Here is a 12750-nt window from a genome sequence, read left to right on the forward strand (position 1 = left end):
CTCAGCGGGCGATGCCCACGCCCTCGAACGCGCCGTAGCCGGGGATGTGAACCGTGACGGTCTCGACCTCCTCCGGCGGGGCGGCGAACGTCGCCGAGAGCGTGTAGGACTGACCGGGGTCGACGGAGACGGACGAGAGCCCCGAACTGCACGCGCAGATGCCGTTCTCCCCACGCCCCACCAGGTAGCGCTTGCCCTCTTCGGTGGTGAGGTACACACCGTCGACGCTGTTGCGCTCGGCGGAAGACTGCCCTGCGTCCCCGGAGGTGTCGTCGAGATCGTTGCTGAAGGCGCTGCCGATGGACATCCGGTCGCTCTCCGAGTCGTTGGTGACGGTGAAGGTGACCGTGAGGGTCTGCCCCTGTGCGCTGACGCTGCTCAGCACGACCGTCGCCGGCACCCGGTCCACGATGCCCTCACGCGAGCCGAGGTCCCCCAGCTCACGGGCGGACTGCTGCTCGCCGGACGCCGAGGCGCCCTGCTGGGTTCCCTGGCCGCCCCCTTGGCCTTGACCGCCCTGCTCCGCCTGATCGCCGTCCCCTCCCGTGCATGCGCTCACGGCGATGAGGGCGCTGAGGGCGGCGGACACGACGGTCGCGCGCAGCAGCCGGGGCGAGGGGCGAGACGGTGCATACGTCACGGCAGGGCTCCTGGATAGACAGCTCGGTGCCGTTCCAGTCTTGCATGACCGCCAGCGGGACGACCACGACTGTGACAGGCCTGCGACAGGCCGTCCTGGAAGCCCGGTGCGAGGACGCTACCACCGGCGTAACACCGCACGGCACGGAACGTTACACCGGCAGCGAACCGCTTTAACTCAGATGAAACAGCTCACGCATACCGTGCTCACTACGACGCTCTCTCCCGACTCCTCACACATCCGCACTCGCCGCATGGGAAAGGCCCGCCATGAGTCCAGCCGATATCGCGTGGATCCTCGCCTGCTTCGCCCTCGTGACCTTCTTCTTCCCCGGGATCTCCCTGTTCTACGGCGGGATGCTCGACGGGAAGAACGTCCTGAACATGATGATGATGGTGATGAGCACCCTCGCGGTGACCACCGTGATCTACATCGTCTACGTCCACGGCCTCGTCGTCGGCGACTCCGTGGGCGGCTTGGGTCTCATCGGAAATCCGCTGGAGTACCTGGGCTACGGCGGGTTCTTCGAGGACGACGGCGAGGGCGGGCCGCTCTGGGGCGCGTTCTACATCCTGTTCGCCGCCGTCAGCGTCGCCCTCGTCGCCTCCGGCGCCGCCGGCCGGATGCGCTTCGGGTCCTGGCTGGTCTTCTCCGTCCTCTGGGTGACGCTGGTCTACGCGCCGATGGCGCACTGGGTGTTCACCGAGACCGATGAGGAAAGCGGGTACATCGGCGGCTGGATGCGCAGCCAGCTCGGGCTGCACGACTTCGCCGGCGGCACCGCCGTGCACATGAACGCCGGCGCGGCGGGCCTTGCCATCGCCCTGGTATTGGGGGCGCGGAAGAACACCGAGACCCGCCCGCACAACCTCCCCATGACCGTCATCGCCGGCGGCATGATCCTGGCCGGCTGGATGGGCTTCAACGGCGGCACCGCAGGCGGGGCCAACTTCCTGGCGCAGTACGTGATCCTCACCTCCGCCATCGCCGCGGCCACCGGCATGCTCGGCTTCATGCTGGTGGAGAAGATCCGCGACGGTCACCCGACCCTGCTCGGCCTGGTGACCGGCATGGTGTCCGGGCTGGTGGGGATCACTCCTTCGGCCGATGCCGTCAGCCCGCTCGGCGCGCTGTTCGTCGGGTTCCTCTCCGCCATGGCCGCCGCCTGGGCGATCATGTGGAAACGCAAGCACCGCATCGACGACTCCCTGGACGTCTTCGCCGTGCACGGCATCGCCGGCATCGTCGGCGCCATGTTCGTGGTGTTCTTCGGCTCGGCCAGCGCCCCCGCCCAGACCGCCGGCGTCTTCCTCGGCGGGGACCCCGGGTTGATCTGGCGGGAGATCGTCGCGATCACCGTGACGCTCGTGTACTCCTTCACTGTCACCTACGCCATAGCCTGGGTGATGAACCGGATCCGGCCCATCCGGGTCTCGGAGGACGACGAGACCGCCGGCCTGGACCGGGCCCTGCACGCCGAGACCGCCTATGCCCGTGACACCCTCTGACCCGGAAGGGGACCACCCATGAAGCTCATCACCGCCGTCATCCAGCCCACCCGCCTGGACGAGGTCAGCGCCGCGCTGGCGGAAGCCGGGTTCACCGGGCTGACCATCACCGAGGTCAAAGGGCACGGCGCCCAGGCTGGTCGCACGGAGTACTACCGCGGGACGGCCTACACCGTGGAGTTCCGCACCAAGATCCGGATCGAGCTGCTGGTCGGGGACGGGCGCCTGGACGATGCCCTCGCCGTCATCACCCGTGCCGCCAAGACCGGGGAGATCGGCGACGGCAAGGTGTGGGTGACGGACGTGGTGGAGACCATCCGCGTCCGCACCGGCGAGACCGGCGAAAGCGCCATCTGAGTCCTGCGGCCCGTCCCCGGCTCAGCGCCGGTGCTTGTCCTGCCGGGGCACGAGCGGGATCGCCAGCAGCGGCGCCAGAGCCACCAGGGCGAAGGTGAGCGGGTAGCCCACCGCGGTGATGAGCGCGCCTGCCACCGGCCCCAGCGCCGAGGAGGCGATGAACTGGCCGGTGTTCTGGATGCCGAGCGCCCGCCCGGCCCAGCCGCTGCCGGCCGCCTCGGCCACCGAGGTGAAGGCCAGGCCGTTGTCCGCCACGCTGACCGTGACAGCCAGCACCAGCACGATCCCGGCCACGACGCCCAGATCGCCCACGTCCGTCAGCGCCAGCAGCAGCATCACCGCCACGGCGCTCACCGCGACCCAGCGGAGCACCCGCACCCGGCTGCCGACCCGGTCGGAGAGCACTCCCACCGCGATCCGGCCGAAGGCTCCCACCAGCTGCGAGATTCCCACCACGATGCCGGCCGCCGCCGGGCTCCATCCCATCGAGGCGATCAGCCACACCAGGCTGAAGATCGAGAGGGTGAACTGCGGGATGACCAGGAGCACGGAGAGCACGTGGATGCGCAGCAGGAACGCGTTCCCGCGGTAGGGGTTCCCCGGCGGCGGATCGGTGGCGCTGCGCGGCGGCCGCGGCGGATCGGCGATGCCGGCCGCGCAGGCTGCCGCCAGCAGCACCGAGGCAAGGCCCCCGGCCAGCAGCGGCCCGGCTGTGCCGTATCGCTCGGCCAGCGGCGGCACCACCACCGCCGCCACCGCGAGACCCAGCGGCACGGACATCTGCCGGATGCCCATCGCCAGACCGCGGCGCCGTAGCGGGAACCAGCCGACGACGACGCGGCCGCTGGCGGCGTTGATGCTGGCGGCCGCCGCGCCGCTGAGCAGCAGCACCGCTCCCAGCAGCAGGATCCCGTCGACCGCCGCGGCCCCCAGCGCCGCGGCCCCGGTGAGCGCCATCCCGGCGGCGATCACCCAGCGTTCGCCGTACCGGTCGGCCAGCGCGCCCCAGAGCACCAGCGTGAGCACCATGCCCACGTTCGGCGCCGACGCCAGCGCTCCCGCCTGGGCCAGGGACATACCGGTGCCCAGATGCAGGTACGGAATGAGGTACGCCGGCGTGGAGATGACGAAGGTGGCGGCGGCCTGCGCGGCCACGCCCAGAGCGAGGACGCGCCAGGCCGGGCCGGGTACGGCGGTCGCCTCAGGCATCGGCGTCCGCCGTATTCCCGGGGCCGCGCCCAGTCCTGCCGGTCCGGTCGATCCTGCCGGCCCGGTCTATCCTGCCGGCTGGGTCGGTTCCGGCAGGTGAGGACGAGCCACGGTTCCCGGACGCTACGCCATCGGCCTCCGGGGATCCGCCGGCAGGAGCGATGTCCGTGACCGGGGAGGCGGCCGCGGCGCGGCGGGCGGCGCTTCCCGGCATCCGCCCGTAGCCGCACAGCCAGCGGACCATCTGCCGTTCCGCTTCCTGGCGCACCGGCGCGGCGGACAGGAACACATCGTGGATGGCACCTTCCAGCCGCACCACCGTCACCGCGGGGCCGAGCTTCAGCGAGGCCCGCGCGATGTGGTTGACCTCCAGGACGCAGTCGGTGCGCATCATCGCCTCCGTCCACCGGGACCGCAGCGTCGAGGCGCTCGACATCATGCTCAGCACCGGGCAGCCGACGTCGATCCCGTCCTCGATGCGCGCCTGACCAGCGAAGATGGCGGCCAGCCAGCCGGCACGAGGCTCGGCGGGGCGATCACGCTTCCATTCCGTGTTGTACGTCCATTCCCCTCGCCGTTCCGCGGAGATCGACGTCGCGTAGTTGCCCAGCACGATGGACGTCACCGGCGCCCTGGGGTCCCGGCGCGCGCGGACCTCCACGAGCGGGGCGAGGATCTTCCGGCCCGTCGCCGCCGCCTGGAACTCCAGCCAGGGCGAGTTCAGGATCAGCGCATCGGCCCGGCCCCGGTGCCGGTGCGCCCACAGGGAGAGGATGAGACCACCGGTCGAATGCCCCATCAGGATGAGCCTGCGGCCACGCGCAGCGGTCTCCATCAGGCCGAGGGCCATCTCGATCTCCTGATCGCATTCGGCCAGGTCGGTCACGAAGCCCGCCGTCTGATCCGGCCGTAGGCTCCGCCCGTACTTCCGCAGATCCAGGGCGAAGAACCGCGCACCCAGCCGGGCGAACGCCTCGGCCACATGGGTCTGGAAGAAGTAGTCGTTCCAGCCATGCACATAGAGGACGTCGGCATCGGCCAAGGGGAGGACGTCCTGACCGGGAGCGCGCCGCAGCAGTGCGGCGGCCGCCCGCCGGATCAGGACGCGCGGTGTGCGCGGCGGGGTGTATCGCACGAGCGTGGCGTGCAGCGGCCCCTCCTCGTCATGCCCGAGGTCGAGGACCGTCGCCTCATAGCCGTCTCCGAGCACATCCGGTTCCCAGCGCGCTTCCATCCTCACCTCCGCCGTGTCGCATCCCGTCCGGTCCTGTCGACTCTCACGGTAGCTTCTCTCCCGGGAACGGCCGCGGGCCGGGGCGGAGCGTGCTCATGACGGAGTGTGTCTCCCGCTCCTTCCAGAGCGTCCGCACCCGCGCCTATAGTCACTGCCAGCACGATCTTTCAGGCACCCCGGCGGCACCGGCCGCCGGCCCCAGACCGCATGGCACCGTACAAAGGAGACCCCGATGGGCATCGCCGCTGATCCGAATCCCAAGTTCCAGCAGTACGCGCACCCCGAACGGCTGGTCAGCACCGAATGGCTCGCCCAGCACTTGGGCGAGCCCGGATTGAAGGTCGTCGAGAGCGACGAGGACGTGCTGCTCTACGAGACCGGCCACATCCCCGGGGCTCTCAAGATCGACTGGCACACGGACCTCAACGACCCCGTCACCAGGGACTACGTTGACGGCGAGGGTTTCGCGCGGCTGCTCTCCTCGCGTGGCATCTCCCGGGACGACACCGTCGTCATCTACGGCGACAAGAACAACTGGTGGGCGGCCTACGCGCTGTGGGTCTTCACCCTCTTCGGCCACCCCGATGTGCGGCTGCTCGACGGCGGCCGGGCGAAGTGGGAGGCGGAGGGCCGCGAGTACACCACCGAACGCCCCGAGATCGCCCCCAGCGAGTACCCCGTCGTGGAACGGGACGACACCCGGGTGCGGGCGTTCCGGGACCAGGTTCTGAAGGCGCTGGGCACCGAGAAGCTGGTGGACGTGCGCTCCGCTCCCGAGTACGCCGGCGAGCGCACCACCGCACCGGACTACCCGGAGGAAGGCGCCCTGCGCGCCGGGCACATTCCCACCGCGGCGAACGTGCCCTGGGCCAGGGCCGTCGCCGAGGACGGCGGCTACCGCACGCGCGAGGAGCTGGAACAGCTGTACCTGGGCGAGGCCGGGCTGTCCGAGGGCGATGACGTGATCGCCTACTGCCGCATCGGCGAACGGTCCTCGCACACCTGGTTCGCGCTCACCCACCTGCTCGGATTCGAGAACGTCCGCAACTACGACGGTTCCTGGACCGAATGGGGCTCCCTCGTGGGCGTTCCGGTGGTGCAGGGCGCGGAGCCGGGTGAGGCCCCCGGCCGCTGAGGACTACTGAGTACTACCCTGGACGCCGAGGACTACCCTGGAGGGATGAGCGAGGACACCACCGCACTGCCCGTCCAGCTGCAGGAGATCGTGGAGGATTTCACCTCCACGCCGCCATCCGAGCGGCTGCAGTTGCTCCTGGAGTTCTCCGAGGAACTGCCGGAACTGCCCGAACGCTACCGGGACCATCCCGAGCTGATGGAACCCGTCCCGGAATGCCAGTCACCGGTCTTCGTGGTCACGGAGCTGCGGGACGGCCACGTGCACCCGTACATCAGCGCCCCCGCCGAGGCGCCGACCACCCGCGGGTTCGGCTCGGTCCTGGCTCAGGGCCTGGACGGGCTCAGCGCCGATGAGGTGCGCAGCATCCCGGGCGACTTCGCGTTCTCCCTGGGCCTCACGCAGCTCATCTCGCCTCTGCGGCTGCATGGGATGACCGGGCTCCTGGCGCGGATCAAGGCCCAGGTGGACCGGCTCGCCGGCTGAATCGCCGACCGGTCGCTCGGCAGCCTCAACACCAACAGCAAGCTCACCACCGGCTGCAAGCCGCTTCTTCACGCGCCTCACAGCTGGGGCGTCCGGAGAAAACCACGGCTGTTTTGGGAACCCGCTGCTGATCAGGAGCAGGAATTCGAAACAGCCGTGGTCTTTCGGATCGCGCTCACCGCTCCGCGCCTGCGCCGATAGCGAGCCGTTGCCTCCGCGGCGAGCCTCCGCGCCCTGGCGTCTGTCGTTCTCGGGATACCGCGGCGGTCGCGCGCGTCTTGTCACTCAGCGGAAACAGAAGGCGCATAATGTTCTCTTGCCACCGCTGTGAGGAAACGCACAGGCGGCCTTTTGACACGACAACGGGAGGACACGCGGATCATGGCCTCAGCCACGGACGAACCACCAGGCACAGAACTGAGATTCAAGCGCTCACTCGGCAGGATCGAGACCTTCTTCATCGGCTTCGGCGCGATGATCGGGTTCGGCTGGATCACCATGACCGGGCGGTGGCTGGACGACGCCGGCACGCTGGGCGCCGTGAGCGCCTTCGTCATCGGCGGCATCATCATGGTGCTGGTCGGACTGGTGTACTCGGAGCTGGTCTCCGCGATGCCGCTGGCCGGCGGTGAGCACAACTACCTCATGCGCGGGCTCGGGCCCCGCGCGGCGCTGCTGGGTTCCTGGGGCATCGTCGGCGGCTACATCTCCGTCGTCGCCTTCGAAGCCGTCGCGATCCCCCGTTCGATCGCCTACATCATCCCGCAGGTGCATTCCATCCCGCTGTGGACCATCGCGGGATCGGAGGTGTACCTGGTCTGGGCGCTCATCGGCGTGGGCACCGCGGTGCTGCTGACCGCGCTCAACATCAGAGGCATCAAGCAGGCCAGCCTGCTGCAGACCTCGGTGATCCTGTTCCTGATCGTGGTCGCCCTCGTCATGGTGGTCGGCGCGATCTTCGGCGGCGAGCCTGCCAATATGCAGCCGCTCTTCACCGGCGGCAGCGGCGGGATCATCGCCGTGCTGGTGCTGGTGCCGTTCCTGTTCGTCGGCTTCGACGTCATCCCCCAGTCCGCCGAGGAGGTCAAACTCCCGCCGCGCAAGGTGGCGGGCCTGGTGGTGATCTCCGTGGTGATGGCGGCCGCGTTCTACATCGCCATCGTCCTGACCACCTCGCTGGCGCTGCCCGCCTCCGAGCTGCTGACCCTGGACCTGGCGACCGCCGATGCGATGGCCGCCCTGCTGGGCCATCAGTTCTGGGGCAACCTCGTCGTGGCCGGCGGCATCGCGGGCCTGATCACCTCCTGGAACGCCTTCCTCATCGGCGCCTCCCGCCTGATCTGGGCGATGGCCAACTCCGGCATGCTGCCGCGCTGGTTCGCGGTGCTGCACCCGAAGAACGGCACCCCGGTCAACGCGCTGCTGTTCATCGGCGCGCTGTCCGTGATCGCGCCGTTCTTCGGTGAGTCGATGCTGGTGTGGCTGGTGGACTCCGGCTCGCCGAGCATCGTGGTCACCTACCTGCTGGTGGCGATCGTCTTCCTGGTGCTGCGCAGGCGCGAGCCCGCGATGGACCGGCCGCTGCGCATCGGCGGCTCCGGCTCGCTGGGCGGCACCGTCATCGGCGTGGCCGCGGTGGTGACCACGGCGGCGATGCTGGTGCTGTACCTGCCCGGGATGCCCGCCTTCCTGGATCCGCAGCCATGGATCATGTTCGGTCTGTGGTGGGCGCTGGGCCTGGTGTTCCTGTTCCGGCTGCCGGGCGGCGTCAAGGCCGGGCCGAACGCCGAGCGGGATCTCCAGGCGAAGATCGCCGCCCGCGCTGGGCGCTCCTCCGCCGGATAGCCTCCGACGATGGGGGTCTCTAGGAAAAACCCTAGAGACCCCCATCGTCGTCTACGGCCCTCTCCGCGGCCGGCGCAACGCTGGCGCAAACCGGTCCGTCCCGGCGCACCGTAGTTCCACCCGTACCCGGCGAGCCGTCCCCCGGCTACCCGTCCTCGCGGACCGCGTCCTCCCCTGCCTGGGCGGCGCCGGCGCTGCGCAGCCCGGCGAGCTTGGCCTTCATCTCCGTCAGCCGGTCCAGCCGGTCCGGCCCGCCGTGCATCGCCGCGCTGGTGGCCAGGATGTCGATCACGACCAGGCCGGCGATCCGGCTGATCGTCGGGGTGTACAGATCCGTGTTCTCCAGGGTGGGAGTGCGGATCACGATGTTCGCCGTCTCCGCCAGCGGGCTCGGTTCCGAACCGGTGATCGCCACGCTCCGAGCGCCGTTGGCGGCGACCTCCTCCGCCACCCGGAGCAGTTCCGGCGTGCGACCGGTATAGGAGATGAGGAAGAACAGCTCATCCGGCTGCGCGGAGGCCGCCTCGATGAACTGCTGGTGACCGTCCGCGAGCGCATTGCACGGCTTGTTGAACAGCGGCGCCTTCTGGGCCGCGTCGAAGGCGATCGTCGACGAGGCACCCATCCCGTAGAAGTGCAGGCTGCTGGCGGCCAGGATCGCCCCGAGGGCTTCCTCGATGGCCGCTGCGTCGATGGTCTGGCGGGTGTGGCCCAGGCTGGAGATGGTGTGATCGAAGATCTTGCCGGTCACCGTCGTGACGGAGTCGTCGGACTCGATCGCCGAATGGGTCGCCGGCACGCCGAGCGCCAGGAACTGAGTCATCCGGCGACGGAAGTCCTGGAACCCCGACAGGCCCATGCTGGCGCAGAACCGGATCACGGTCGGCTCGCTGACCTCGCTGGCGGCGGCCACGGCGGCGAGCGTCGAGTCGACGACCTGCTCCGGGTGGGCCAGGACATGGCGGGCGACCCGCTGCTCGGCGCGGCTCAGGTGCGGCAGCGCGTCCGAGATCTGCTGGACGAGTGGAGCTGTCATCGTCGCGTCATCACCTGTTCGATGTCGTGGTGACGTGGCGGTCGCACGCACCGGCTCAGCTTCCGCGCAGCGCCGCGAGGAGATTGCCCACCGCGGCGGAGGTGGCGCGGCTCACGCTCTCGGAAGTATATCCACCGAGGTGAGGCGTGGGCAGGACGCGAGGATGCCGTAACAGCGCCGATGCCGGCGGCGGCTCGACGTCGAAGGCGTCCACCGCATAGGCCGCGACCTGGCCACCGTCGAGCGCGGCCAGCAGCGCCGCGGCGTCCACCAGGCCCTCCCGGGCCGTGTTGATCAGGATGAGGCCCGGTCGGCACCGCGCAAGGAACGCCGCGTCGATCAGCGGCCGCTCCCGCGGCGGGCAGTGCAGGGTGATCACATCGGCGCGGGCCGCCAGTTCCTCCAGGGGAAGGAGCTCGGCGTCCTGGTGCGAGGTCAGGACCGGATCGTGCGCCACGACGGCGGCGCCGAAAGCCGCGGCGATCCTGGCCACCCGCGCGCCGATGGCGCCCATGCCGATCACGCCCACGGTCTTGCCGTTCAGTTCCGCGCCCGGGCTCCGGGACCAGCCGCCGGCCCGCAGCGCCGCCATGCCCTCCAGATGGCCGCGCAGAGCGGTGAGCATCTGCAGGAGGGCGAGTTCGGCCACGCCCTGCGCATTGGCGCCGCGCGCGGTGAGCACGCTGATGCCGCACTCCTCGGCGGCGGCGAGGTCGATCGCGTTCGTGCCGATCCCGTTCCTGGAGATCGCCCGCAGCTGCGGATGCGCCCGCAGCAGGGCACCGTCGATCCGCTCGACGCCGGCCAGCCAGCCGACGACACCGGGCAGCAGCGCCTCCAGCTGGTCCCTGCCGGGCGCTTGCCCCGCGGGACCGCTCACCAGCTCGTACCCGGCCGCACGGAGAGGCGCCAGTTCAGGGACCGCGTCCAGACCCTGCGAGGTCAGCGAGCGCGGAGTGACCAGGACGCGCCCCGGGCCGGCGGTCATCGGGCCGCCGCCGCCAGGTCGGAGAGGACGTCGAAATCAGGACCGGAGGTGGGGATCTCGGTGTCGAACACCTCGGCGATGACCCGGGTCCAGCCGTGGATGAAGTACACCCAGCCGTCCTCGACGCGCAGCCGGCGCTCCTGCTGCTGCGCCCGCGCCTGGTCCAGGAAGACCAGATCGCCGCGATAGTTCAGGTCCCAGGCGATGCCGTCCACCGGGAACAGCGCCTCACCGCTCAGCGGCGAGCCCGGCGCGTCCTTGCCCAGTCCCGTGGCGTTGACCACGACGCTGCCGGCCGGGAGCGCGGAGACGATGCGGTCGTTGTCGCCGGGCTCGGGCGTGAGTTCCAGCTGCAGCGGCACCTCGGTGCCGAAGGAGGAGTAGATCTCCCGCAGGCCGTCGAGGCGGTCCTGGCTGCGGTTGCTCACGATGATCCGGTCCGGGACGTTGCTGCCGCGCTCCGGGCGGCTCAGGTGCCAGCTCAGCGCGATGGCCGAGCCGCCGGCGCCCATCAGGAACGCGGTGCGCCCCTCCCATTCGGTCGTGATGGCGTCGATCGCGAACCCCGCCGTGATGGGGTCCTTGGCGTGGGCGCGGAACAGGCCGTCTCGCTTGGAGATGCAGCTGACCTCGTCCATCAGGAGCGCGAGCGGATCGGATTCGTCGAACAGGTCCCGCGCCGCGTGGTACAGGTCGAGCTTGTGGGTGGTCACCAGCGCGCCCAGGCTCAGCTCGTCGTGCTTGAGGAACTCCACGACACGGCGGTAGTCGGCTGGATCGGCGTGCAGGGGCAGGTCGATTCCGGCGAAATCGACATCGCCCAGGCCCAGATGCTCGGCCCAGACGGGGAAGACCCGGCGGATGGACGACTGCCCGGTGCTCACGCCGATGAAGTAGAACGTCGGCTTGGCGGCCGGACGCAGGCTCGAGGCGGTGTAGGTCAGTGCGGTGGTCTCTGTCACGGGAGATCCTCTCGGGGTGAGGACGCGGCGACGGCGTCCGAGGCGAGGGCGGCGATGCCGTTCCAGTCGCCGGCGGCGATGAGCTTCTCCGGAGCCAGCCAGCTCCCTCCCACCGCGCGCACCCCGGGGATGGACAGCCAGTCGGAGAGAGAGCCGGGGCCGATGCCGCCGGTCGGGATGAACGACGGTTCCAGCCGGCGGAACGGGGCCAGCAGCTGCCGCAGCGCGCCCCGGCCGCCAGCGGCCTCGGCGGGGAAGAACTTCAGGGTCCGATACCCCTGGGCCAGGCGCTGCTGGGCCTCGGCCGCGGTCGCGACGCCGGGGATGTAGGGCAGGCCGGCCTCTGCCGCGGCGGCCTCCGTCTGGGGGTCCCAGCCGGGGCTGATGCCGAAACGCGCACCGGCGTCCACGGCACGCCGGACGTCGTCCGGGGTGAGCAGGGTACCGGCGCCCACGCGTGTCTGCGGGCAGGAGGCCGCGATGGCCTCGATGGCTTTAGCGGCCTCGGCGGTACGGAAGGTGATCTCCACGGCGGTGATACCGCCTTCGGCCAGCGCCTCCGCCAGCGGCACGGCCGCAGCGGCGTCGTCCAGGGAGACGACGGGGAGGACCCGGACGGGGCCGAGTGCCGCATCGACGGCCGCCGGCGGTACCGGGGTCGTGCCGGCGCTCATCGGCTCTCCGTGTAGCCGCGGTGGTCCGGGTTCGGCACGGCCTTCCAGCCGCCGGCGCCGTCGTCGACGATGAGGGTCTTCATGCCTCCCGCGCGGGCGATCAGCTCATAGTCCTGGCCCGCATCGGTGGCGTAGGTGAAGAGGGTGACGAAGGGCTGGTCGCCGACGTTCACGCTGCGGTGGATCCAGTCGCCGGGCACGTTCACGGCCACGCCCGGGGTGAGTTCCACCGCCTCCGTCTGGCCGTCCAGGGTCTCCAGCAGCATGACACCGTGCCCGGAGAGGCAGTGGTAGAGCTCGGCGCGGTTGGCGATCCGGTGCAGGTGACCGCGGGTGACGGCGAACTCCTGGCCGTAGCGTCCCGGCAGCAGGGTCGAGGTGCCGATGGTCAGGGCGCCCTCGTGGGCTCCGTAGTCTTGGGAGTCGACCTGGTAGACCAGCTCGTCCGGGCCGCGCCCGGCGAGGGCGGCGCGGTACGCCTCGGCGTCCCGGTACACCCCGTCCATGTCCCCCAGGTGCTTGGTGTACCGGCCGGTGCGGCCGGTCATCACGCCGTCCGGGCTGATCTGGACGCGTGCAGGGTGGTCCGGCTGGTCCTTCTGGTCCATGTGAGTGTCCTCTCCGCTGAAAACAACTTCGTAGTAACGCTACAGTATCAGCCGCAATTGAGGGCATA

The 12750-nt window shown here is 70.3% G+C and carries 13 protein-coding genes; 5 read left to right on the forward strand and 8 right to left on the reverse strand.

Going from position 1 to position 12750, the window contains the following annotated elements; all coding sequences use genetic code 11:
* Position 1 precedes the first annotated feature (1 nt).
* Positions 2–640 (reverse strand): hypothetical protein, encoded by a 639-nt coding sequence (locus IEW13_RS11460; protein WP_188551062.1) that lies wholly within the window; start codon positions 638–640, stop codon positions 2–4.
* A 269-nt stretch (positions 641–909) separates the two neighbouring features.
* On the opposite strand from IEW13_RS11460, the gene IEW13_RS11465 reads away from it, so the two are divergent.
* Complete coding sequence (locus IEW13_RS11465; RefSeq protein WP_188551063.1) at positions 910–2148, forward strand: ammonium transporter; 1239 nt, start codon at positions 910–912, stop codon at positions 2146–2148.
* Between the two features lie 18 nt (positions 2149–2166).
* Positions 2167–2505, forward strand: coding sequence for a P-II family nitrogen regulator (locus tag IEW13_RS11470; protein ID WP_188551064.1), 339 nt, complete (start codon positions 2167–2169; stop codon positions 2503–2505).
* Between the two features lie 21 nt (positions 2506–2526).
* On the opposite strand, the gene IEW13_RS11475 is transcribed toward IEW13_RS11470, so the two are convergent.
* Positions 2527–3714, reverse strand: coding sequence for an MFS transporter (locus IEW13_RS11475; protein WP_188551065.1), 1188 nt, complete (start codon positions 3712–3714; stop codon positions 2527–2529).
* Positions 3707–4948 (reverse strand): alpha/beta hydrolase, encoded by a 1242-nt coding sequence (locus IEW13_RS11480; protein WP_188551066.1) that lies wholly within the window; start codon positions 4946–4948, stop codon positions 3707–3709. Before IEW13_RS11480 ends, IEW13_RS11475 begins: the two co-directional genes overlap by 8 nt.
* Positions 4949–5180: 232 nt before the next feature.
* Between IEW13_RS11480 and IEW13_RS11485 the strand changes: the two genes are divergently transcribed.
* The 3 genes from IEW13_RS11485 (at position 5181) to IEW13_RS11495 (ending at position 8414) form a co-directional block, all read left to right on the forward strand.
* Positions 5181–6083 carry a sulfurtransferase gene (locus tag IEW13_RS11485; protein WP_188551067.1) on the forward strand — a complete coding sequence of 301 codons (903 nt, stop codon included), beginning with the start codon at positions 5181–5183 and terminating at the stop codon, positions 6081–6083.
* 45 nt (positions 6084–6128) lie between these two features.
* Positions 6129–6569, forward strand: coding sequence for a SufE family protein (locus tag IEW13_RS11490; protein WP_188551068.1), 441 nt, complete (start codon positions 6129–6131; stop codon positions 6567–6569).
* 381 nt (positions 6570–6950) lie between these two features.
* The gene (locus IEW13_RS11495) at positions 6951–8414 is read left to right on the forward strand and encodes an APC family permease (protein WP_188551069.1); all 1464 of its coding nucleotides are present in this window, start codon (positions 6951–6953) and stop codon (positions 8412–8414) included.
* 145 nt (positions 8415–8559) lie between these two features.
* On the opposite strand, the gene IEW13_RS11500 is transcribed toward IEW13_RS11495, so the two are convergent.
* Genes IEW13_RS11500 through IEW13_RS11520 form a run of 5 tightly spaced genes read right to left on the reverse strand, consistent with a single transcriptional unit; the run spans position 8560 to position 12682 of the window.
* Positions 8560–9450, reverse strand: a complete 891-nt coding sequence (locus IEW13_RS11500; RefSeq protein ID WP_188551070.1) for an SIS domain-containing protein — start codon at positions 9448–9450, stop codon at positions 8560–8562.
* A 55-nt stretch (positions 9451–9505) separates the two neighbouring features.
* Positions 9506–10438 carry an NAD(P)-dependent oxidoreductase gene (locus tag IEW13_RS11505; protein ID WP_188551071.1) on the reverse strand — a complete coding sequence of 311 codons (933 nt, stop codon included), beginning with the start codon at positions 10436–10438 and terminating at the stop codon, positions 9506–9508.
* Positions 10435–11400, reverse strand: a complete 966-nt coding sequence (locus IEW13_RS11510; RefSeq protein WP_229745110.1) for a shikimate dehydrogenase family protein — start codon at positions 11398–11400, stop codon at positions 10435–10437. The genes IEW13_RS11505 and IEW13_RS11510 overlap by 4 nt, the downstream gene beginning before the upstream one ends.
* The gene (eda, locus tag IEW13_RS11515) at positions 11397–12074 is read right to left on the reverse strand and encodes a bifunctional 4-hydroxy-2-oxoglutarate aldolase/2-dehydro-3-deoxy-phosphogluconate aldolase (protein WP_188551072.1); all 678 of its coding nucleotides are present in this window, start codon (positions 12072–12074) and stop codon (positions 11397–11399) included. The genes IEW13_RS11510 and eda overlap by 4 nt, the downstream gene beginning before the upstream one ends.
* Positions 12071–12682 carry a glucose-6-phosphate isomerase family protein gene (locus IEW13_RS11520; RefSeq protein ID WP_188551073.1) on the reverse strand — a complete coding sequence of 204 codons (612 nt, stop codon included), beginning with the start codon at positions 12680–12682 and terminating at the stop codon, positions 12071–12073. Before IEW13_RS11520 ends, eda begins: the two co-directional genes overlap by 4 nt.
* Positions 12683–12750 lie beyond the last annotated feature (68 nt).

This window comes from Sediminivirga luteola (assembly GCF_014639315.1).
Lineage (GTDB): Bacteria > Actinomycetota > Actinomycetes > Actinomycetales > Brevibacteriaceae > Sediminivirga > Sediminivirga luteola.